General features: G+C 64.2%; 22 protein-coding genes and 1 tRNA gene. 5 read left to right on the top strand and 18 right to left on the bottom strand.

What is annotated here, in order from left to right:
- Nucleotide 1: 1 nt before the first annotated feature.
- Complete coding sequence (locus VGG51_11630) at nucleotides 2–511, bottom strand: TlpA disulfide reductase family protein (protein ID HEY1883679.1); 510 nt, start codon at nucleotides 509–511, stop codon at nucleotides 2–4.
- A gap of 57 nt (nucleotides 512–568) precedes the next feature.
- Here VGG51_11630 and acs point away from each other — a divergent pair, with 57 nt between their 5' ends.
- Genes acs through VGG51_11615 form a run of 3 tightly spaced genes read left to right on the top strand, consistent with a single transcriptional unit; the run spans nucleotide 569 to nucleotide 3785 of the window.
- Nucleotides 569–2521 (top strand): acetate--CoA ligase, encoded by a 1953-nt coding sequence (gene acs, locus VGG51_11625; GenBank protein ID HEY1883678.1) that lies wholly within the window; start codon nucleotides 569–571, stop codon nucleotides 2519–2521.
- Between the two features lie 59 nt (nucleotides 2522–2580).
- Entirely contained in the window at nucleotides 2581–3114 is a 534-nt protein-coding gene (locus tag VGG51_11620) for a sigma-70 family RNA polymerase sigma factor (protein ID HEY1883677.1), read from the top strand.
- Entirely contained in the window at nucleotides 3111–3785 is a 675-nt protein-coding gene (locus VGG51_11615; protein HEY1883676.1) for a hypothetical protein, read from the top strand. Before VGG51_11620 ends, VGG51_11615 begins: the two co-directional genes overlap by 4 nt.
- 12 nt (nucleotides 3786–3797) lie before the next feature.
- Here the strand turns inward: VGG51_11615 and VGG51_11610 are convergent, their stop codons facing one another.
- The 5 genes from VGG51_11610 to add are packed head-to-tail and all read right to left on the bottom strand — an operon-like array spanning nucleotide 3798 to nucleotide 9132.
- On the bottom strand, nucleotides 3798–4826 hold the full coding sequence (locus VGG51_11610; protein ID HEY1883675.1) for a hypothetical protein: 1029 nt from the start codon (nucleotides 4824–4826) through the stop codon (nucleotides 3798–3800).
- Entirely contained in the window at nucleotides 4823–6736 is a 1914-nt protein-coding gene (locus VGG51_11605; protein ID HEY1883674.1) for an ATP-dependent DNA helicase, read from the bottom strand. The genes VGG51_11610 and VGG51_11605 overlap by 4 nt, the downstream gene beginning before the upstream one ends.
- A complete protein-coding gene (locus tag VGG51_11600) occupies nucleotides 6733–7395 on the bottom strand; it encodes a rhomboid family intramembrane serine protease (protein HEY1883673.1) in 663 nt (220 codons plus the stop codon). The genes VGG51_11605 and VGG51_11600 overlap by 4 nt, the downstream gene beginning before the upstream one ends.
- The gene (locus VGG51_11595; protein ID HEY1883672.1) at nucleotides 7392–8060 is read right to left on the bottom strand and encodes a metal-dependent transcriptional regulator; all 669 of its coding nucleotides are present in this window, start codon (nucleotides 8058–8060) and stop codon (nucleotides 7392–7394) included. The genes VGG51_11600 and VGG51_11595 overlap by 4 nt, the downstream gene beginning before the upstream one ends.
- A gap of 7 nt (nucleotides 8061–8067) precedes the next feature.
- Entirely contained in the window at nucleotides 8068–9132 is a 1065-nt protein-coding gene (add, locus tag VGG51_11590) for an adenosine deaminase (protein HEY1883671.1), read from the bottom strand.
- 62 nt (nucleotides 9133–9194) lie between these two features.
- On the opposite strand from add, the gene VGG51_11585 reads away from it, so the two are divergent.
- A tRNA-Met gene (locus VGG51_11585) sits at nucleotides 9195–9271 on the top strand.
- Between the two features lie 63 nt (nucleotides 9272–9334).
- Nucleotides 9335–9580 carry a hypothetical protein gene (locus tag VGG51_11580; protein ID HEY1883670.1) on the top strand — a complete coding sequence of 82 codons (246 nt, stop codon included), beginning with the start codon at nucleotides 9335–9337 and terminating at the stop codon, nucleotides 9578–9580.
- Nucleotides 9581–9589: 9 nt separating this feature from the next.
- Here VGG51_11580 and VGG51_11575 read toward each other — a convergent pair whose 3' ends face one another.
- The 12 genes from VGG51_11575 to VGG51_11520 form a co-directional block, all read right to left on the bottom strand.
- Nucleotides 9590–10174 carry a zf-HC2 domain-containing protein gene (locus tag VGG51_11575; GenBank protein HEY1883669.1) on the bottom strand — a complete coding sequence of 195 codons (585 nt, stop codon included), beginning with the start codon at nucleotides 10172–10174 and terminating at the stop codon, nucleotides 9590–9592.
- A gap of 1 nt (nucleotide 10175) precedes the next feature.
- Entirely contained in the window at nucleotides 10176–10751 is a 576-nt protein-coding gene (locus tag VGG51_11570; protein ID HEY1883668.1) for a sigma-70 family RNA polymerase sigma factor, read from the bottom strand.
- On the bottom strand, nucleotides 10711–11595 hold the full coding sequence (locus VGG51_11565) for a metallophosphoesterase (protein ID HEY1883667.1): 885 nt from the start codon (nucleotides 11593–11595) through the stop codon (nucleotides 10711–10713). The genes VGG51_11570 and VGG51_11565 overlap by 41 nt, the downstream gene beginning before the upstream one ends.
- Entirely contained in the window at nucleotides 11592–11909 is a 318-nt protein-coding gene (locus tag VGG51_11560; protein HEY1883666.1) for a cupredoxin domain-containing protein, read from the bottom strand. Before VGG51_11560 ends, VGG51_11565 begins: the two co-directional genes overlap by 4 nt.
- A gap of 58 nt (nucleotides 11910–11967) precedes the next feature.
- Complete coding sequence (locus VGG51_11555) at nucleotides 11968–12807, bottom strand: polyphosphate kinase 2 family protein (GenBank protein ID HEY1883665.1); 840 nt, start codon at nucleotides 12805–12807, stop codon at nucleotides 11968–11970.
- Nucleotides 12804–13997, bottom strand: a complete 1194-nt coding sequence (locus tag VGG51_11550; protein HEY1883664.1) for a glycine C-acetyltransferase — start codon at nucleotides 13995–13997, stop codon at nucleotides 12804–12806. The genes VGG51_11555 and VGG51_11550 overlap by 4 nt, the downstream gene beginning before the upstream one ends.
- Nucleotides 13994–15055: an L-threonine 3-dehydrogenase gene (gene tdh, locus VGG51_11545; protein HEY1883663.1), complete on the bottom strand. Its 1062-nt coding sequence runs from the start codon at nucleotides 15053–15055 to the stop codon at nucleotides 13994–13996. Before tdh ends, VGG51_11550 begins: the two co-directional genes overlap by 4 nt.
- Nucleotides 15056–15120: 65 nt before the next feature.
- A complete protein-coding gene (locus VGG51_11540; protein ID HEY1883662.1) occupies nucleotides 15121–16158 on the bottom strand; it encodes a sulfate ABC transporter ATP-binding protein in 1038 nt (345 codons plus the stop codon).
- Nucleotides 16155–17012 (bottom strand): sulfate ABC transporter permease subunit CysW, encoded by an 858-nt coding sequence (gene cysW / locus VGG51_11535; protein ID HEY1883661.1) that lies wholly within the window; start codon nucleotides 17010–17012, stop codon nucleotides 16155–16157. The genes VGG51_11540 and cysW overlap by 4 nt, the downstream gene beginning before the upstream one ends.
- On the bottom strand, nucleotides 17005–17871 hold the full coding sequence (gene cysT / locus VGG51_11530) for a sulfate ABC transporter permease subunit CysT (GenBank protein ID HEY1883660.1): 867 nt from the start codon (nucleotides 17869–17871) through the stop codon (nucleotides 17005–17007). Before cysT ends, cysW begins: the two co-directional genes overlap by 8 nt.
- A gap of 3 nt (nucleotides 17872–17874) precedes the next feature.
- Nucleotides 17875–18897 carry a sulfate ABC transporter substrate-binding protein gene (locus tag VGG51_11525; protein HEY1883659.1) on the bottom strand — a complete coding sequence of 341 codons (1023 nt, stop codon included), beginning with the start codon at nucleotides 18895–18897 and terminating at the stop codon, nucleotides 17875–17877.
- Nucleotides 18898–18915: 18 nt separating this feature from the next.
- The coding region (locus VGG51_11520) for a hypothetical protein (GenBank protein ID HEY1883658.1) at nucleotides 18916–20607 on the bottom strand (1692 nt) is incomplete at its 5' end.

Here is a 20607-nt window from a genome sequence, read left to right as displayed (position 1 = left end):
CCTACTGTAGCACTCCGGAGGCCCGAGTGCTAGCGGTAGGGGATGCTTGGGCGCGCTCGATTGCTTGGACGAGCTCTTGCCAGCTGAGCCCGCCAACCGAGACGTACGAGACGGCGCCGCTGGGATCGAGGACGAGCGTGACGGGAATCTTCGAGACCGAGTAGAGGCGCGAGATGGCGCCTTGCAAGTCCTCGACGAGCGGCAAGTGGATCTCCCACGTTTGCAGATAGCTCGCCGCGACGCCCGGGTCTTCATTGGAAATCGTAACGACGTCGACGCGGTCGCCGTACAGCTTCTTCGCGCGAACGAAATCACGCAGCTCTTTCGTGCAGACATCGCACCAGCTCGCCCAAAAGTCGACGACGACGACGCGGCCGCGCAGGTCGGAAAGATAGTGCGTTCCGTGCTTAGTTGGAATCGCGAAATTCGGCGGGGGCGCATCGTATCGAATCGTTGCGAGCCCCGTTTGCGCCGGCGCGATGAGCGCCGCGAGGACAAGTGCAGCCAGCATGGTTTCCTGGAGTAGAGCTTCGGCAGGCATGACCGTTCGGCCCTCGTAAGTCGCCTCATGGGCCACGCCATCGAAGCGCTCTTTGAGGAGAGCCGCCGCTTTCCACCATCGCCGGAATTCGCGAAGCAAGCGAATGCAAGCGCCGGGCTGTACGAGCAAGCCGAACGGGACTACCTCGCTTTCTGGGCGGAGTGGGCGCGCAAACTCGAATGGAGCAAGCCGTTCACGACGGTACTGGAGTGGAACGAGCCGTTCGCAAAATGGTTCGGCGACGGCGAGCTCAACGTCTCGGTCAACTGCCTCGACCGGCACGTCCGCGCCGGGCGCGGTGACAAAATCGCTTTCTACTTCGAGGGAGAGCCGGGGGATCGCCGGACGATCACGTACGCGCAGCTTCTCGAGGACGTTAACCGCTTCGCCAACGGACTGCGGTCGCTGGGCATCAAGAAGGGCGATCGCGTCGCGATCTACATGCCGATGGTGCCGGAGCTGCCGATCGCGTTGCTGGCCTGCGCGCGAATCGGCGCGCCCCACTCGGTGATCTTCGGTGGTTTTTCGCCAGAATCGATCGTCGACCGCGTCAACGATGCGAGCTGCGTGGCGCTAATTACCGCAGATCACGGCTGGCGCCGAGGGAACAAAGTACCGCTCAAACGCAACTGCGACATCGCGATGGAGCGCACGCCTTCGATCCGGCACTGCATCGTCACGCGGCGAATCGGCGACGAAGTCTTCATGCACGCAGGGCGCGACGTCTGGTGGCAGGAGCTCGTCGCGGGGCAGCCGGCGGAGTGCGAACCCGAGCCGATGAACGCCGAGGACCTGCTCTTCCTTCTCTATACGAGCGGCACGACGGCGAAGCCAAAGGGCATCAAACACACCACCGGCGGCTATCTGACGCACGTTACGATGACGCACAAGCTGGTCTTCGATCTCAAAGAGGAGAGCGACATCTACTGGTGCACGGCCGATATCGGCTGGGTCACCGGGCACTCGTACATCGTCTACGGCCCGCTGGCGAACGGCGCGACCGGCGTCATCTACGAAGGCACGCCGGACTATCCCGATAAGGATCGCTTTTGGGAGATCGTCGAGCGCTATCGCGTGACGATCCTCTACACCGCGCCGACCGCAATACGCACCTTTATGAAGTGGGGCACCGAGTATCCCGCGCGACACGATCTCTCGTCGCTGCGCGTGCTCGGCACGGTCGGCGAACCGATCAATCCCGAAGCGTGGATCTGGTATCGCGAGTGGATCGGCGCGAACAAAGCGCCGGTCGTCGACACGTGGTGGCAGACGGAGACGGGCGGCATCATGATTGCACCGTTGCCGGGCGTGACGACGCTGCTCCCCGGGAGTGCGACGCAGCCGTTGCCCGGCATCGCGGCAGGCGTCGTCAACGATCGCGGCGAGGCGGTGCCGCTTGGCGGCGGCGGGTACGCCGTGCTGACGCGGCCGTGGCCGGGAATGCTGCGCGGCATCTGGGGCGACGACGAGCGCTACATACAGACCTACTGGGCGAAGTTTCCGCATCTCTATTTTGCGGGCGACGGCGCGCGGCGCGACGCCGGCGGAAACTACTGGTTTATGGGGCGCATCGACGACGTGATGAACGTCAGCGGCCATCGCATCTCGACGACGGAAGTCGAGAGCGCGCTCGTCGATCATCCGAAGGTTGCTGAAGCCGCAGTCTGCGGGAAACTCGACGAGATGACGGGGCAGGCCGTCTACGCCTTCGTTTCGCTCAAGGGCGCCCAGACGGGTTCGGCGGAGCTCGCCGACGAGCTGCGCGACCACGTCGCTTCGAAGCTGGGCAAGTTCACCCGCCCGAAGTACGTGACGTTCGCGCAGGAGCTTCCCAAGACGCGCAGCGGCAAGATCATGCGCCGCCTGCTGCGCGATATCGCCGAGGGGCGCACGCTCGGCGACACGACGACGCTGGCAGACTCGTCGATCGTTGCGGAACTCGCGGAGCGCGCGAGGACCGAGGTCACGCAAGAGGATTAAGGGAGCAGCGAGCCATCCGCACGGGCGAATCGAGCGTTCCATTGGAGAGTGAGGAAGCCTTGGCGATAGCGTTCGCGGCCCACGAGCGCTCGGCGTTCGCGCAAGCGTACCGGCAGTACGCTTCGCTGCTCTATTCGGCGGCCTACAACGTCCTGCGCAACCGCGACGAGGCGCAGGATTGCGTGCACGATGCGATCGCAAAGCTCTGGCGATCGCGCGCTCCCTATTCGGAAAAGCGGGGCTCGCTGCGAAGTTTTCTCGTCGTCTGCGTACGCAACGAGGCGATCTCGCGACGTCGGCGTGCGGTTAACCGCACGCGCTTGAGCGGGCGGCTGGCCTCGTTTGCGGAGGAGCACGCGGAGCTGGAGGTGGAGGATCCGATCGAACGCGATCGCGTTCGCACGGCGGTTGCACGGCTTCCCGACGATCAGCGTACGGCGCTTTCGATGGCCTTCTACGACGGCAAGACGCACACCGAGATCGCCTCCGAGCTGCAGCAGCCGCTGGGCACGATCAAAAGCCGCATCAGCCTCGGGTTACGCAAACTCGCCGCGGCTCTGGCCTCCGGCGGGGCGCGCGAGGAACCATCGTGAGCGGGCACGTCGACGATCGCGCGGCTCTCTACGCGCTCGGTGCGCTTGAGGAAGACGAGGCGGCCTCCGTACGGACGCACGCCGCACGGTGCGTTACGTGCGCGCAAGCGCTCGGCGCTGCCGAGGCGGACGTCGCTTTGGCTGCCTCGCTCGAATCCCGGCTTGAGGCGCCGGTCGAGCTGGGTTCACGCATTGAGCGTTTGCTTTCAGGCGAGCTGGGCGCGATCGGCGGCAGGCGGCAGTCGAGTTCTTCGGCGTCGCCGTGGCTCGCGGCAGCGGCCGCGTTCGTTATCGGCGTTCTCCCGTCGAGTTACTTTTTTGCGGAGAATCGCCGGATGCATAACGCGATGACCGTGCAGAGCGCCGCGATGGATCGCTTGGCGAGCTCGACGCACCGCGTCGCCGCGTTTCACCCGATGCCGAAGATGCCCGAAGGCTCGAGCGCGTCGGTCGCTTACGCGGCGAGCGGAGAGTGGTACGTCATCGTCGTGAAGGACGTCTCCCACACGCTGAGCGTCGCGTGGATGCACGACGGGGAGCGGACGATGCTCGGGCAGGCCGTGCCGCACGGCGACGTGGCCATGCTCTATCTTCCAAAGAGCCACCGCATGGATCAACTTGCGTTGATGGACGGCGCGCAGGTTGTCGCGCAAGCCTCGCTGCGCTATTGAGTCTTCTGCGCTTTAATCGCCGCCGAAGGCGCCCGGTTCGGGTACGACGCCGCCGCTGAGAATCGAGCGCACCGAGATTTCGGGGTAGCCAACCGACGCGTCGATGCTATTCTGCCAGGCGAGCAGGGTTAGATCGCGAAGCTCGCGCGCCCCGTCGGCGACGCGTTGGGTGGCGAAGGTGACCGCCGCGGGACTCGCCTCGCGGAAGCCGCCGGTGCGCTCGATATCGTAGAGCCGATCGACGTGCGACTCCGTGGCGGCGAGATAGGCTCCGACCGCGGCGAGGATCTCGCTTTGGCCGAGCAGGTGGCTTGGCGGCGGCTGCCCCGGCGCCGTAACGTCATGCGCAACGCCGGCCGGGGTCACGTGGTCGCGAACGAACGCCCCTTCGAACGGCGCGTGAATCGGCGCTTGCGTATACCCTTTGGGATTGTCGTACTTTCCCCAGCCGTTGTAGTGGACGCTCACGTGAAGCGGCTGGCTTCCGTCGCCGACGAAGTGTCCCCAGATGCCGATGTCGTGTACGATCAGCATCTCGCGCAACTCGCGAGCCTTTACAAAGCGCAGCCGGTACGCGGGCTGCGGGCTATGGGCTTGCAGATAGTTGAAGGCGCGCCAATACGCGAAATCTTTGCGCAGCTGCTCCCATCCGTCGGCGATCGCGTAGGGCAAGTACCCGACGCGATACGGGTCCGTTCCCGCGGCGGCGAGCGCTCTTTCGTACGTTTCCATGTCGTCGGGAAGCCGGCGGATCGAAATCGTTCCGGCGATCGTGCCGTCGTCGCCGAGATCGACGTAGTGTGCGGGGTCGTCGTCGCGATCCCACGAGTAGCCCGCGCCCTTCAGACGATCCTCTTCAGGACCGAGCGATTCGACCGTCGCAACGGCGGCCGGTGACTGCAAGAAGACCGGCCCGCTCGCCGGGAGCGCGCGCGTCGCCGCGGCGTTGATCTCCTGGTGCCCGGGCGTTCCCCATGCGAGTGCGCTGCCTTGCGCCGTTGCGGCGAAAACGAGGCAGAGCGCCGCTACAGATAGTTTCAAGAGACATCTTCCCGTGCGAAAAAGGGTGCGAGCTCGTCGAGATCTTCGATGCGCAGCGCCGGCGGGAGTGCCGAAAGGATTGCCGCGCCATAGCGTGTCGAAGAGGCGCGTCCGTCGAGCAGCGCCATCAATCCCCGGTCGCTGCCGCTGCGGATGAGGCGCCCGAAACCCTGTTTGAGGCGCACCGTCGCCGCGGGCACCATGTAGTGTTCGAAGCCGTCGAGTCCGCGCGCTTCCAGGGCGCGCACGCGCGCCATCACGAGCGGATCGCTCGGCGACGGGAACGGCAGACGATCGATGATCACGCACGAGAGCGCGTCGCCGGCGACGTCGATGCCCTCCCAAAACGTGCCGGTACCAAAGAGCACGGCGCCCGGAGTGCGCCGGAACCAATCGATCAGGTGCGAACGCGGCAGCTGCCCCTGCAGGCGGACTGGGTATGCGAGACGCTCGCGCAGCAGGGCGTAGACCTCGCGCAGCCGCGCGTAAGAGGTGAAGAGCACGAAGGCGCGGCCTCGGCTGCGCTCGAGGCACTCCTCGACCAGCGGCGCGGCTCGGCGAGCGAACTCCGGCGACTTCGGGTTGTATGCGGCCGGTGCGATGAAGAGCCGCGCTTGGCGAGCATAGTCGAATGGTGAGGGCGCAACCAGTTCCTGTGCGTCGTCGATTCCGAGCTGGCGGCGCGCGAAATCGAACGAACCGTTGGTCGCGAGCGTCGCGCTGGTGAGGATCACGCTGGGCGTCCGGGCAAAGAGCGTGGCGCGCAGAAAGTCCGCGACCTCGTGCGGCGCACAGTGCACCGAGTAGCGTCCGTCGGCGTCGCTGCGTTCGGCCCACGCGATCGTTTCGTCGGAGCCGGCCTCGATCCGGTCGATGACCGCCTCGTGCGCGACGACCGAGCGCAGCATCAAGTCGCGCCGGCGCTCGGCTTCACCGGGTTCGCCGGTGTTCTTGTGCTTTCGCGCGTCCATCCAATTAGCGAATAGCCAGTTCTCCAGATCGTATAGAATCCGGCGAAGGCCGGCCAGCGGCGCACCCGCGTCCTCGTTGGCGGCAAGCGGATAGCGATCGCCGGGGACGCGCGCGAGCGACGTCTCCAAACGGGCGACGGCGGCTTCGAGGTCGCCTTCGAATGCCGCGGGCAGCTCGTACGTGCGGCGCATCTTGCGCAGCATGCGTCCGATGCTGCTTCCCGAGAGCACCGCGGTTACGGCGTCGGTCGCCCAGCGTTCGCACTGATGCGCCTCGTCGAGCACGGCGACGTCGTAAGGCGGAAGCAATCCGCCGCCGCCGGCCAAGTCAAGAAAGAAGAGCGCATGGTTTACGACGACGACGTCGGCGTACCTCGCCTCGTCGCGCTTATCGAAGTAGAAGCAGTCGCGGAAGTGCGGGCAGTATTCCCCGATGCACTCGTCGGCATCGGCATCGAGCTGTTCCCATTCGTTGGCAGGCGGCAGAAACGAAAGCTCGGCGCGGTCGCCGGTGCGCGTGCGCGCTCCCCAGTCCCAGACGCGCTGCATCGACGGCGACGGGGCGAGGAGCCGGTCCGCGCGCATGCGTTCGAACTTCTCGCGGCAGAGATAATGCGAACGCCCCTTCAGCAGCGTAACGCGAATCGGCCGGCCGAGCGCCGCTTCGACGAGCGGAATGTCTTTGTGCACGAGCTGTTCTTGGAGCGCGATCGTGCCGGTCGACAACACGACCTTCTTGCCGCTGCGTACCGCCGGTACGAGGTACGCCAGCGATTTCCCCACGCCCGTTCCCGCTTCGACGATGGTGTGGATGTTCTCCAAGATTCCGCGCTCGACGAGCTGCGCCATCTGCAGCTGCCCCGGGCGCGGTTCGTAGCCCGGCAGCTTTCGCGCGATCGGGCCGTCGACTCCGAAGACGCGCTCGAGCGTCTCGCTCACGGTGCCGGGTGAGGATCGTTGGGCGTTTCGTACTCTGTCTCCAGCGTTCGGCCGGTCGTGGTATCGACGACGACGGGGGCGACGCGGCGCGGCGGTACGTAGATCGCGTACGTCGTGATAAAGCCCGCGAGGAGCCCGGCGACGTGCGCCGGCCAGGAGATGACCGGTACGGTAAACGTGATGATCAGGTTGATGACGAGGATGCCGACGTTGGCGCGCACGAGGTCCATCCCGGGCTTTCCGAGTTTGAACCCGACCGCGAAGAGGGCGCCGAAGATGCCGAATATTGCCCCGCTGGCACCGAGCGTCGGCGTGGCCGGAGCACTCAAGTACACAACGCCCAGTCCCGAGGCGACGAGCGAGACAAAGTACACGAGCAGCATCCGCCACGGTCCCAGCGCAAACTCGATGAAACGCCCGACGGACCATAGCGATAACATATTTACACCGATGTGCAGCAGGCCGCCGTGCAAAAAGGCTCCGGTGAAGATTCGCCACCACTGTCCGTCCTGCAGAACGGCCGCAGGGAACAACGCGCCTTCGAGCAGCACGTTCTGGCTGCGCGGCGTCGTAAAGCCGCCCAATACGCCGGGGCCGCCGACGTAGAGTTCCCAAAGAAACCCAATGACATTGAGCGCGATGAGCAGCTTGGTGATCACTGGATCATCACCGTGCGCGCCAGTTCGAGCGAGATCGCGTGGCGGCTGCCGGCTACTTCAATCGTCAGAGGACCGCCGAGCGGAGCCTTTTCGATCACCTTCAGCTTGACGCCGGGACGCAACCCAACCTGATCGAGATAACGAAGGATTTCGGGCATCTGCTCGGTGACGCCGGAGACGGTCACGCGTTTCCCAGGGTCGACCTGCGCGAGCGGAACGCCGGTGCGGATCGGCTCCGTCAGGTCCTTGGGCGGAATCGGGTGGCCGTGCGGGCAGGTGCGGGGATCGCCGAGCACGCTAACGAGGCGTTCCTCGACCCGGTCGGTGATGGCGTGTTCGAGAATGCAGGCTTCGGCGTAGACTTCGTCCCACGGCATCTTCAGAACGTCGGTCAGCAGCCGCTCCGCGAGCCGGTTTCGCCGGACGACGCCGACCGCGACTTCCAGCCCCTTGCGCGTGAGCTTGATATCGCCGCGAACTTCGTGCTCGACAAAACCGTCGTTGACGAGTTTCTTCAGCATTCCGGAGACCGACGCGGGCGCGACGCCGAGTTCGCTTGCGAGCGCGGACGTCGTCACGCCCGGACCCTCCCGCTCCAAGCGATAGATCGCCTTCATGTACATTTCGAAAGATTCGGCGAAGTGCGAATGGGAATGGCCGGGCATGCTCTCTCTAACTTCTCGACTGCTCGCGAAGTTCCGCAACCGCCGGCTCGATTTCGGCGAGCATCGCCGCTTTCTCGGACGGCTGAGCAAACGATGCTTCGACGGCGTTGCGTACGTAACGCTCCAGGGCCGCCGCGCCGGCCGTCGCCTCCACGATTCGGTATTGCGCGGTAATCGAGGTCTCAAAGAGCGCGGGGTCGTCGGCGTCGATCGTCACGAGGCAGCCCTGGCGGTCGAAGTCCTCGTACGGGTGCGGGTAGCCGCGCAGGGCGACGCCGGTCAGCCGGTTCGACGTCGGGCAGATTTCGAGCGCCGCCCGACGTTCTGCAAGCAGCTCGACGACCTGCGGATCTTCGAGCGCGCGAATTCCGTGGCCGATTCGTTCCGCCCCGAGTATTTCGAGAGCATCGCGTACGCTCGCCGCGCCGTCCGACTCGCCGGCGTGCGCTACGCAATGCAGCCCCGCTGCGCGCGCGTACGCGAAGGCTCCAGCGAACAGGCGCCCCGGAAAGCGCTGCTCGTCGCCACCGAGCGAAACGCCGATCACATCCAAGTCGGTCATCTCCGCGGCCGCACGAGCCGTCGCCATCGCGCTTTCGCCGCCGAAGTTCCGCGTGAGGTCCGGCAGAAGGCGAAACGTCGCGCGCGGCCGGGCCGCGCGCAGTTCCGCGACGATCGCTTCCATCGTTGCGCGAACGTTGAGTTGCGGGTGAAAAAACGTCCAGACGGACGGCGAGACGAAGAGTTCTCCGTAGATCACGCCCTGGCGCAGGGCGTCCTCGACAAACTCGCGTGCCAGGCGCGCGTAGTCTTCTACATCCTTCAGCGACCGGCTGACTGCTGCGAAGAGGTAGAGAAATTCGCGATGGCTTTGAAAACGGTATGGGTCGCCGGGGTCAGCCTGCGGCTCCTCGCGCGCCCCTCCGGCCGCGACCGGCAGCGAGGGTCGATACCTCAGCGGCACGCCGTGCTTCGAGGCAAACTCGACGAACGTCGCGGCGCGGAGCGCACCTTCCAGGTGGCAGTGCAGGTGAATTTTCGGGATTCGGTCCGCAAGCGAGCCCGTCGTCATGAGGGCGCTCTTCGGCGCCGGCAGGGGCAAAACCGGGCTCGTCGTATTTCAATCGGTCGCGACGCGGGGTGGAGCAGTCCGGTAGCTCGTCGGGCTCATAACCCGAAGGTCGGTGGTTCAAATCCACCCCCCGCAACCAACTCCGGGTCCTGCGCACGTCGGGGCCCATTTGTTTTCACCTCGGACCTTTGGGAGGCCACCAATGACCGACGAAAGCACGATCAGTTACGCCAAAGACATCCGCCCGATGTTCACCGCCATCGATGTCGAGCACATGAAAGGCCTGGGCGTCGATCTCTCCAGCTACGACGCCGTTCAATCGTACGCCGAGGCAATCTACCGGACCGTGAGCCAGGGCACGATGCCGCCGCCGGGAACGGGGGAGCGCTGGACGCCCGAGATGTGCGAGAAATTCAAAGCGTGGCAGCAGGCTAACTGTCCCCCCTAGCGTCTGCCGCTAATGGATCGAAGCGCTTTCCACTAAGCCGCTATCTGCGCGGAGCTCGATCCGTCCAAACGCCGGCTGCCGTTGAACGAATAGTTCGCTCGTCTCGCCCCGCGCGGCCGTCGTTCCCAGCCGCGTCGACTGCGTTCCACGAACCCCATAGACATCGAAACGCCGGCGCCCGGAGACGATAACATAGTACCACGAGCGGTCGCGCGCGTAGATGACCTTGGCCGCCGGACCGTGACCGCTGAACTGCGCGTGAGAGAAGTGACTGTTGATCATCGCGAGCGTGGCGACACCGGGTTGGTACGCGACGCGCGGCACCAGCCACCCCAAAACGAAGGCAGCGGCGATTGCCGCTGGGATCCACCACGCGAACGCCTTACGGGGCCGAGCCATCGGTAAAACGTTGGCCGGGCTGCGCGGGGAATCGATGGCTTTGTTCCCGCGCTCGAGGGCCAGCAGCGTCTCCTCCGCCTCGCCGACTCGCCGCAAGCACGCCGCACATTCAGCGATGTGCGCTTCGAGCTCGGCCTGCTCGCGCTCGCTAAGCGCGCCGAGCGCGTAAAGTTCTGCCGCGTCGCCGACGTGCACGTCAGGTTCCATTGACGGCCTGGGGAATCAGCGAACGCCGCAGCGCACGAAGGGCTGCGCTCAGGCGCGTCTTCACCGTTCCGAGCGGAATAGCGAGATATGCGGCGACCTCGGCGAGCGTCATGCCGCGATAGTACGCCAACTGCACGACGTCGGCTTGATCTTTGCTCAGCGCGGCCAAAGCTTTGCCGATCCGCTCGCGTTCGATTGGGTCGCCCTCGAGAGTGTATTCGCCCGGCGGGTCGAGCCGCTTAACGGATTCGCGTCCGCGCGCGCTGCTTCTTAACTGCATCAACGCCCGATTGCGGACGCAGGTCACGAGGAATGCCTCCAAGCTGCCGCGCGCGGCGGAGTAGGCCGACTCGCGATGCCACACGTGCAAGAAGACGTCCTGCACGCACTCGCGGGCCGTCTCGGGGTCGCGCAGCAGCCGCAACGCCGTCGCGTACAGGCGGCCTCCGAAGCGGTCGTAGGCCGTCTCGTACGCGGCAGCGTCCCGGTGTTCGAACGCAAGTTCCAGCGGCTCGTCGCGCACGCTAGCCGAGCGGACGATCCTCGAATCGAAGGCGACCGTCATCGATTTCGACGGTGCGGTAGCCGATCGCGCGCAAGAGGTCGCCGTGGGGAAGGGTCACCGGACCCGGTTTCGGCGCGCTCCCCGGTTTTGGCTGCGGGTAGGCAGTCGCGTCGGCGCTGGCAAAGCGGATGTTGCCTTCCTGGTGCGTGACGATCTGGTGGATGTGCCCGTTGAGGACGGTGACGTGCTCGAACGGCGCCAGCATCGCCAAGGCCTTCGAGCCATCCTCGGTCGTCCAGCCCCATTGCGGAAAAAGCGCGTAGAGCGGGACGTGGGTAAAGACCACGATCGGGGTCGTTTTCGCGACCGCCGAAACGTCTTTGGCAAGCCACGCGAGCTGATCGGCGCCCATCAAGCCCATCTTCTCGAAGTTGAAGACGTTGAGCAGGACGATGTAGTGGACGCCGTTGTCGTCCCACGACGCCCACCCGCCGGCGGTCGAATGCGGTATCTTGAACTTCGAAAGGTACGGCGCGAAGTCGTTGCCGATCACGTCGTGCTCGCCCGGCAAAGCGATCAACGGCGCCTTCAGGCTCGAGAGTATCGCGCGTGCATCGTCGAACTGCTGCGGCGTCGAGAGATGAGTGATGTCGCCCGTGTGCACGACAAAGGACGGCTGCGACGGCATCGCGTTGATCGCGTCGACCGCCATCTTCAGCGTCGCGGAGACGTCGGGATTGGCGGCTTGATGGAACCCGATGTGGCTGTCGCTGATCTGCACGAACTCGACGCTGCCGTTTGCGCCGGCCAGAGCTCGCCCCGCCAGCAAACCGCCGGCGCCCAGCGTGTAAGCGATGCCGGCGCCCGTCCAGGCGACGTGCTCTAAGAACGACGCGCGCTTCACGGTGCGGCCGCCTTGACGACGATCGTCCCCTTCATGAAGGGGTGCAGTTCGCAGAAGTATTTGTACACGCCCGGCGTTGCGAACGTGTGATGCCACGTGCCGCTGGTATCCAGGCCTTTTGAATCGAAGGTGCCGTTGGTCGCGGTAACCGTGTGAGCGTCGTCATCGACATTGGTGAAGGTGACGGTTTGGCCGGCGGTTACGGTCAGCGTCGCGGGAACGAAGGCATCGTTGCGCATCGCTACGGCCGGCGAGGCCGAGGCGCCGGCGGGTGTAGCCAGCAGTACGGAAAGAATCAGGATTAGGTGGTTCATGTCCTCGGTATGCCGCGGCGGACCAAACGGTTTTGTCCGGTCGCGCGGGCCGCGGGCCTCAGCCTCTTTTGTCCCTCTCGGCGCCATGGTATTTGCGGCGAATTTCGTCGAGGTCGACGCTCGGCTCCGGAAACTTCATCCCAAAGGACTCCAGCGTTTCCACGACGATCTTTGAGACCGCCAGGTTGCGAAACCACTTGTGCTTGGCCGGAATGACGTACCACGGCGCATACGGCGTGCTCGTCTTCTCCAGTACCTCCTCGTACGCTTTCGTATAGTCTTTGAAGAAAGCGCGCTCGCTGTAGTCGGCCTCGCTAATCTTCCACTGGCGAGCCGGGTCGTCGAGGCGCTTCTTAAAGCGCTTCAGCTGTTCTTTTTCCGAGATGTGCAGGAAGAACTTGAGTATCGTCGTGCCCGCGAGCGATAGGTTGCGCTCGAACTCGTTGATCAGCTCGTAGCGCTTCGACCAGACCGATTTCGGCACGAGCTGATGCACGCGAACGACCAGCACGTCTTCGTATTGCGAGCGATTGAAAATCACGAACTCGCCTTTGGCCGGCGTCTGAAGGTGCACCCGCCAAAGGAAATCGTGGTCGAGCTCTTCGCTCGACGGCTCCTTAAACGAATGGGCTCTCGCGCCTTGGGGGTTCAGTCCGTCGAAGACGTGCCGAATCGTCCCGTCTTTGCCCGAAGCGTCCATTCCTTGCAAAACGACGAGCACCGAGCGCTGATGGTTTGCGTATAGGAGGTATTGAAGATTGCAGAGGCGCTTGTCGTCGCGCTGCATTTCGGCGGCGGCCGACCGGCGGTTCTCCTGGCGTCCGGTGAAGCCGGAGTCGAACTCGGAGAGCCGGACGCGCGTGCCGGGCCGCACCCCGAAGAGCTTGCGGTAGCTCAAGCGAGCAATCCGGTCTCTTTCCCCACTTTTTCGAAGCCCGCGAGCGCGCGATCCATCTCCTCTTTGCTGAGTGCTGCGCTGATCTGAACGCGAATGCGCGCCGTACCCTCGGGCACGACCGGGTAGCCGAAGCCGGTAACAAAGACGCCGTTTTTGAGCAGCTTGTCGCTTACGGCGATCGCGAACGCCGTTTCGCCGACGATAATCGGCACGATCGCGCTCTCGCTCTCCAGCGGCTTGTAACCGATGCGCTCCAGGCCCGCACGGAAGTAGCGCGTCTTTTCGCGCAGCGCCTCCACCAGCTCGGGGTGCGCTTCGAGATACTCGATCGCCGCGAGCGAACTGCAGGCCACCGTTGCCGGCAGCGCGTTGGAGAAAAGTTGCGGGCGCGAGCGCTGAATCAGCGTGTCGATCAGCGCGTTGCTGCCGGCGACGAAACCGCCGGCGGCGCCGCCCAGAGCCTTGCCGAGCGTGCCGGTGATGATATCGACGTCGCCGGTCAAGCCGTAGTGCTCGATCGTGCCGCGTCCGGTCTTGCCCATCACACCCGTGCCGTGCGAATCGTCTACGACCGTGATTGCACCATATTTCTTCGCGAGTTCGACGATCTCGGGCAGCTTGGCGAGATCGCCTTCCATCGAGAAGACGCCGTCGGTGACGATGACGATGGGGAAGCAGCCTTGGACGGTTTTGAGCCTCTCCTCGAGCTCGCCCATGTCGCTATGCTTGAAGCGTTCGCGGCGCGCCTTCGAGGCCAGCCGCACGCCGTCGATGATCGAGGCGTGGTTGAGCTCGTCGGAGACGATCGCCGAACCGGCATCGCAGATCGTCGCGAACAGCCCGGTGTTGGCGTTCCAGCAGGAAACGTACGACAGCGCCGCTTGCGTGCCCAAAAACTCCGCGATTCGCTCTTCGAGGGTGCGGTGGATGTCGAAGGTACCGCAGATGAAGCGAACGGATGCGGTACCCGCCCCATACTTCTCGAGGCCGCGTTTGCCCGCGTCGACGACTTCCGGAAGGTCGGCGAGGCCGAGATAGTTGTTGCTGGAGAGCACGATGACGTCGCCCGCTTCTTCCATGTGCACTTCGGGCGCCATCGGCGTCGTCAGATGACGGAGACGCTTATAGGTCCCCGCCTTCTTCAGCGCGTCGAGATCGCTCTGCAGCTTCGCTTCGAAAGCCTGATTCATGATGCCGAATTTGCTCCTTTGAAGTCGAGGACGATCTTGGCCGCCTCGCCCTTGGCCATCAAATCGAACGCACGATCGAAATCCGTATAGGGCAGCACGTGGGTGATGATCGCGCGCGGGTCCACGCGTCCGCTGCGCACGAGCGCCTCCGTCTGGTACCACGTTTCGAACATCCGCCGCCCGTTAATGCCGAGCACGGTCAGCCCCTTGAAGATGATGCGCTCGGCGAGATTGAGGTTCACGTTGTCCGCCGGTATACCGAGCAGCGCCGCGCGTCCGCCGTTGCGGACGAACTGCAGCCCCAGATCGATCGCAGCCCCGCTGCCCGACATTTCGAGCAGAACGTCGACGCCGTCCCCGCGCGTGCGGCTTTTGATTTCGTCGACCAGATCGCTCTGCGTTGCGTTAAACGTGGCGTCGGCCCCCAGGCTCTTTGCCAGGTCGAGCTTCGCCGGGTTCACGTCGATCGCAAAGACGAAGCTGGCCCCCGCGGCGCGGGCGACCGGAATCGCCATCAGGCCGATCGAACCGACGCCGGTGATCGCCACGCTGCGCACGCTGACGCCGGCCGCCATGACGGTATGCACCGCGTTGCCGAGCGGATCGAAGATCGCCGCAACCTCGTCGGGGATCGACGGATCGAGCCGCCAAACGTTGTACTCGGGAATCGCGATGTACTCGGCAAAGGCGCCGTCGCGATCGACGCCGATGATCTTCACGCGCTCGCAGATGTGCGCATTTCCGGTTCGGCAGAGCAGGCACGTAAGATCGGCGATGTGCCCCTCCGCCGAGACGCGTTCGCCGACGCGCACCGAATGAACGGCGTCACCGACCGCGGCGACGGTCCCCATGAACTCGTGCCCGACGACGATCGGCGGCTTGACGCGGTGCTGCGCCCAGGCGTCCCAGGAGTAGATGTGGTGGTCGGTTCCGCACAGGCCGGCCTTTTCAACCCGGATCAGCACGTCGGTCGGCCCGATCTGTGGAATCGGAACATCGGTCAAGCGAAAACCGGGCCCCGGGCCCGGTTTGACGAGCGCCTTCATCGTCGAAGCCATGCCGGCGCTGTATTGTACGCGATAACGCGCGAACCCCCGCGCCGGCGGCGAGGAAGGCCGGATGCTTAGCTCACGCGCCGCCCGTCCGCGAAGACGGCGAGGTCGCGCGGCGTAATGAAGATCTGCTCGCCCTTATTCAGCTCGAGGTCGGCGAGGCGCTGCTGCGGCAGCTCGACGTGCACCGGCGCTCCCCACTCGGTCGTTGCTTCGACCTTTACGACAGGCCCCGCCGCGTTGATGTGCTTGACCGTAACGCGCAGTGAGTTCGCGCCGGTCGCCCGGCGCGCAATTTCGAGATCGTGCGGGCGCACGAAGACCAAGTGACCCGTCGCTTCCGGGTTGATGCGCGCCGTCCCGTCGTCGACGCGTCCGTGGAACAGGTTGACATTGCCCAAGAAGTTGTACACAAACGAGCTGGCGGGACGGCGATAAACCTCTTCGGGAGTTCCCACCTGTTCGATGCGGCCGCCGTTCATCACGGCGACGGCGTCGGCGACTTCCAGCGCCTCATCCTGATCGTGCGTCACGAAGACGCTCGTTACGCCGACCTCGTCGTGCAGCTGCCGCAGCCAGCGGCGCAGCTCCTGGCGGACCTTCGCGTCGAGCGCCCCGAACGGTTCGTCCAAGAGTAAAACGCTCGGTTCGACCGCCAGGGCTCGCGCCAGCGCCACACGCTGGCGCTGGCCGCCGGAGAGCTGCGACGGATAACGCCCGGCTTGATTTCGCAGTTGAATCAGATCGAGCAGCTCGAAGACGCGCGCGCGAATCGCGTCCTTAGCGGGCCGCAAACGCCTCGAGCGAACGCGCAGACCGAATGCGACGTTTTCGAAGACGGTCATGTGACGGAAGAGCGCGTAGTGCTGGAAGACGAAGCCGACGCGCCGTTCGCGCGCCGACCGGCGGCTCATATCGAGGCCGTCGAAGCAGACCTCCCCTCCATCGGCGTTCTCGAGGCCGGCGATGATCCGCAGCAACGTCGTCTTTCCCGAGCCCGACGGACCGAGCAGCGCGACGAGCCGGCCGTCGGGGATATCGAGGCTGACGTCGTCGAGCGCCGAGAAGCTCCCGAACTTCTTGACCACGTTGCGAACGGCGATGCTCATTTGGTTCCCCTTTCAATAACGGCGCTGCGCCATTCGACGGCGCTCTTGACGACCAGCGTTGCCAGCGCAAGCAGCGCCAAGAGCGAGGCGACGGCAAACGCCGGCACGAATTGATAGTCGTTATATAGGACTTCGATCTGCAGCGGCATCGTGTTGGTCAGACCGCGAATGTGGCCCGATACGACCGAGACCGCGCCGAACTCGCCCATCGCCCGGGCGTTGCAGAGAATCACACCGTAGAGCAACGCCCACTTGACGTTCGGCAACGTCACCTTGAGGAATGTCTGCCAGCCGCCCGCACCAAGCGTCAGGGCAGCTTCTTCTTCGTCGTTTCCTTGCGCCGACATCATCGGCAAGAGCTCGCGCGCGACGAACGGGAAGGTAACGAAGATCGTCGCCAGCACGATTCCGGGAACGGCGAAGATGATCTGCACGTTGTGGGCCGACAGCCACCCGCCGAACCACCCGTGGCTTCCAAAGAGCAGCACGTACGTCAATCCGGCGACGACCGGCGAGATCGAAAACGGCAGGTCGACAAGCGAAATCAGCAGGCTCTTGCCGAAGAACTCGAACTTGCCGATGGCCCACGCGGCGGCAACGCCGAAGACGAGATTGCAGGGAACCGCGATTCCAGCGGCCAGCAGCGTTAGGCGAATCGACGAGAGCGTATCGGGATCGTGGAAGCTCGCGAGGTAGGCGGCAATGCCGTGCCCGAATGCGACGGCGAAAACGCAGCCGAGCGGCACGAGCAAGAAGATGCCGAGAAAGAGCACCGACACTCCGATGAGCAGGCGCTTGACCAGCGGCGACTCGGAGACCGCCGGTACGAAGCGCGCCGGAATCGCGTTAACCACCGAGGCCGAACGCCGGGCGCATTGCCGGCTCCTCCTTCGCATCGGACTCCGGGCGTCCGCCGCTCCATCGCTGCAGCCCGTTGATGCCGACCAGCAGCGCAAACGAGATGAGCAGCATTACCGTGGCGATCGCGGTGGCGCCGGAATAGTCGTACTCCTCGAGTTTCGTGACGATCAGCAGCGGCGCGATCTCGGTGCGCATCGGCATATTGCCGGCGATGAAAATCACCGAACCGTACTCGCCGACGCCGCGCGCGAAGGCCAACGCGAAGCCGGTTATCGCAGCGGGTGCGATCGCGGGATAAACGACGCGCGCAAACGTCTGCCAGCGCCCAGCGCCGAGGCTGGCCGCGGCCTCTTCGAGCTCGCGATCGAGATCCTCGAGCACCGGCTGAACGGTTCGAACCACAAACGGCAAGCCTATGAACGTCAATGCGACGACGATGCCGAGCCGGGTGAAGGCAACGTGAATGCCGAGCTCGGCGAGCGGGCGCCCGAAGAGCCCGTTCGGGGCGTAGATCGTCGTGAGCGCGATTCCCGCCACGGCCGTCGGCAGCGCGAACGGAAGGTCGACGAGCGAATCGAGGAGACGCTTAAAGGGAAAGTGATAGCGCACGAGCACCCACGCGACCAGCGTGCCCAGCACGAAGTTGATCGCCGCGCCCACGAGCGAAGCCCCGAAGCTCAAGCCGTAGGCTGCCAGCGCGCGCGGCGCCGTCACGATATGCCAGAACTGCGGCCAGCCGATCTTCGACGTTTCAACGAACGTCGCGGCGAGCGGGAGCAGCACGATCAGGGAGAGATAGCAGAGCGTGAAGCCGAGCGTCAGGCCGAAACCGGGAATTATCCTCTTGCGCATCCGCTACTGACTCGGCGAGTAGATCTGGTCGAAGACGCCGCCGTCGGCGAAGAACGTTTTCTGCGCTTTATCCCAGCCGCCGAACTGTGCGATCGTTACCATCTTCATTGCCGGGAACTGCCAGGCGTACCGGCGTGCAACCGATGCAAGCCGCGGGCGGAAGTAGTGCCGGGCGATGATCTGCTGACCGGCCGGCGAGTAGAGATACGTCAGATAGGCTTGGGCGACGGCGCGCGTCTGCTTCTTGTCGACGACCTGATCGACCAACGAGACGGGGGGCTCGGCGAGGATGCTCAGCGGCGGTCGAACGATTTGGAATCGGCCGGGGCCGAGCTTATCGACCGCAAGCATGGCGTCGTTCTCCCAGGCGATCTCGACGTCGCCGATCCCACGTTCGACGAAGGTCGTCGTCGAGCCGCGCGCCCCCGAATCGAGCACGGGCACGTTTTTGTACAGCTTCGTCACGAACGCTTTTGCCGCGGCCGATTTATTTTTCGATGTCGAGAGCGCGAACGCCCAGGCTGCGAGGAAGTTCCAGCGCGCGCCGCCCGACGTCTTCGGATTCGGCGTCACGACGGAGACGCCGGGACGTACGAGATCGCTCCAGTTGCGGATGTGCTTGGGATTGCCCGTTCGCACGAGGAAGACGATCGTCGAGGTGTAGGGCGTGCTGTCGTTGGGAAGGCGAGATTGCCAGTTGGCGGGGATCAAACCCCGCTGCGAGATCGCGTTGATGTCGTAGGCCAGCGCGAGCGTCACAACGTCGGCTTGCAGACCGTCGATGACGGCGCGAGCCTGCTTACCCGATCCGCCGTTCGACTGCTCGACGGTCACCGTTTGACCGGTCTTCTTCTTCCAGTACGTACTGAAAGCGCCGTTGTAGTCGTCGTACAGCTCGCGCGTCGGATCGTACGAAACGTTGAGCAATGTGAGCGAGGGTTGACCTTGTGCGCCGGCGGAGGCTGCGACGCACAAGGTAAGGGCGGCGGCGACGATCCAGGTCGCTGGACGTAATGAGCGGTTCATCGGTCGATTCTCTCCCATTTAGAAGTCGTACTCGAGCATCGCGCGGTTATACTTGAAGAGCGGCAAACCGCCGAACTCAGTGGAGCCGATTGGAGTTCCCGCGGGACAGTTCGTGTCCGAATCGCCGCAGAACGTGTTCGAGAGGGTTCGCTGAATGTAACGGTAGCGGAGCATCAAGCCGTGGTACGGCCCTTTGCCGACGTGGCTGAAACGATAGCGCCCGTCGAGCACCCAGATGTTCGTGTTCTCCGGGGCCAGCGCGTTTCCGTAGTTGTACCACGCGTCGGTAGCGATGAAGATCCACTTTTGATTGGTAGAGGTGTATGTAAGACCGACTTTATAGGAACTGCCCGGCGAGCGGCGGTCGGCCATGCCCTGCGTCGCGCTGGTCGTAAAGAGCGGATCGCTATCGTAGTTGTCGGTGTACGGGCTGGCCCAGCCGCCGTAGTAGACCTGCGTCAATCCGCTGTGCGTGTTCGTAAAGCACTGCGCCGCGTTGAGCGGCAGAAAGTAGGCGAAGTTCGATTTCGCCGCGATCTGGTAGTTGGAGTTAGCGCACGTGACGTTGGCCGGAAGGTTGATCGTATCGGTTTTCCATGGGATTTGGTCGTAACCAGCTGCAAACGCGATGTTCTTCGTTACGTTGAGGCCAAGTTGCGCGCCGAAGACCTGGCTGTCGACCTTGCCTATAATTGACTGCCCCGCGTTACTCTCCGTTCCGCCCTGCACGGCAATGTATGGGGCAAACCTACCGGGGAACGTATACTTACCGTCACCCCACCACATGTTGACGAGATCGCTGACGTTGTAAACGTACCCGTCGACCGCGATCCCCGTGCCCGACGGATTGGCAAAGCCGGCCTTACCGTAGGAAAAGCCGTTGGTGTTGATTCCTTGCCCGCCCGGAATGATGATGTTCGGCGCCATGCCGCTGTTGCCCGACGGAAAGCTCGTCAGCAGCGTTTGGCGGCTGAACGCCGAGCTCGTCCGGTTCTCGAAGGCGAGCATGTCCGCTCCTTCGACGCTCCAACCGCTCGGAGCGGTATAGCCAAGATCGCCGCCTTCAAAGGCGGCCGGTTTTAGACGCGTGTCCGACGGGTTGGCCCACGGCGAGACGAAGAGTTGATTTCCGATGGTGCCGTTCCACCCGTAGTTCTTGAACTTGAGGTAGATTTCGTCGAACGTGCTCATCGTGTAGGCGGGAAGCGTATCGTCCGCATTCCTATTTGGCGGCCTCTGCGATAGGCAGACCGCACCCTTGGCGTGATTGGCCGGAACGACGCACGGACCGTTGATGGGATTGGCGTAAAAGTAGGTTGCGCCGAGATCCCAGCCGGTGCTCCCGAAGGCGTAGTCCGCATGCGGAGCGATGGCGCTATTCCAACTCGCCTGATTGACGCCGTTTGAGTTGTATTTGGCACCCGGTGTGAAGTTGAACTGCGTTCCGGGGTTGTTCGACGCGTTCTGACGCGTGAAGTAGTACGAACGGAAATAACCGCCGACTTTGAGCGGATTGGGCGTCGAGGACGGCGGAGGCGGCGGCGCGACCGTCTCTTCGGGAGCCGGCGATGCCTCCGTCGGCGGAGCCGTCGGTTCGACGTACCGCACCACCACCAAACGACGGTCCGGAACCCATTGCACGTAGGCGCCCATGCTCTCGGAGATCACGCGAACCGGAACCAGCACGACGCCCTGATAGACGATCGGCGG

This window comes from Candidatus Cybelea sp. (genome assembly GCA_036489315.1).
In the GTDB taxonomy this organism is placed as follows: Bacteria; Vulcanimicrobiota; Vulcanimicrobiia; order Vulcanimicrobiales; family Vulcanimicrobiaceae; genus Cybelea.
The sequence above is the reverse complement of the archived record's forward strand: the minus strand, read 5'-3'. Positions and strand labels throughout refer to the sequence as shown.